Genomic DNA, 716 nt, shown 5'->3' with positions numbered 1-716 from the left:
CAGCCAAGATGCCGCGCCAGCGCGTAAAGCTCGGGCAGGTTCGGCGTCACCAGATCCATGCGCGGCAGCAGATCGGACAAAAGGCAGCCGATCCCCTCCGGTTCCAGCAAGGCGAAGCCCGAACTCGACGCCAGCACCGGGTCCAGCACCCGGAACCCCTTTGGCAAGGCCTGTGCAACGGCGCGGGTGATGGGCGCGGTGCCGAGCATCCCGATCTTCACCGCCTGTACCGGTCCGGCGCTGCCGATTTGTACCAGTACCGTCTCCACCGGCAGGGGAAGGTTCGCGCGCAGGCCCCCGTCATCCTGAGCCGTTACGGCGGTAACGGCGGCGCGCATCCGCCCGCCCAGGGCCTCGATCGTGGCGCTGTCCCGCAGCAGCCCGGCACCACCGCTGGAATCCATGCCCCCGATACAGAGGATCGCGGGCGTCACGATCCGTATCCGATGACCGCAACGCGGGCATGCCCGCCCTCCATCACCCGGCGCGCGGCGCGCCATGCGCGCAGCCCGGTGTTGCAGGCGAAAACGACGCGCTCCTCCGGCGCGGGGGGGGCGGGGTAATCAGGCGTCAGGCGCAGGTCGATGACATGATCGTCCGGGGCGATCTGGCAGGGCGCGATCACGGCCGGCCCGGGGGCTTCCGGCGCCCCGTCGAACCGGAAAACGCTGCTGCGCCACGTCGCAAGGTCAAGCTGCATCACCTGCCCCAGCGGG

1 protein-coding gene and 1 pseudogene are annotated in these 716 nt (G+C 70.3%); both read right to left on the bottom strand.

Annotated features, from left to right (window positions below):
- Positions 1-434: bifunctional hydroxymethylpyrimidine kinase/phosphomethylpyrimidine kinase (thiD, locus tag A3728_RS12365; protein ID WP_201722320.1), on the bottom strand; the 434-nt coding region annotated here is incomplete at its 3' end.
- Positions 431-716: pseudogene (locus A3728_RS23115) on the bottom strand (HesA/MoeB/ThiF family protein); the annotation flags it as partial. The pseudogene A3728_RS23115 and the gene thiD, both read right to left, overlap by 4 nt.

It is taken from the genome of Sulfitobacter sp. HI0040 (assembly GCF_001634885.1).
Lineage (GTDB): Bacteria > Pseudomonadota > Alphaproteobacteria > Rhodobacterales > Rhodobacteraceae > Sulfitobacter.
This window is presented reverse-complemented; position numbering and strand designations above follow the sequence as displayed.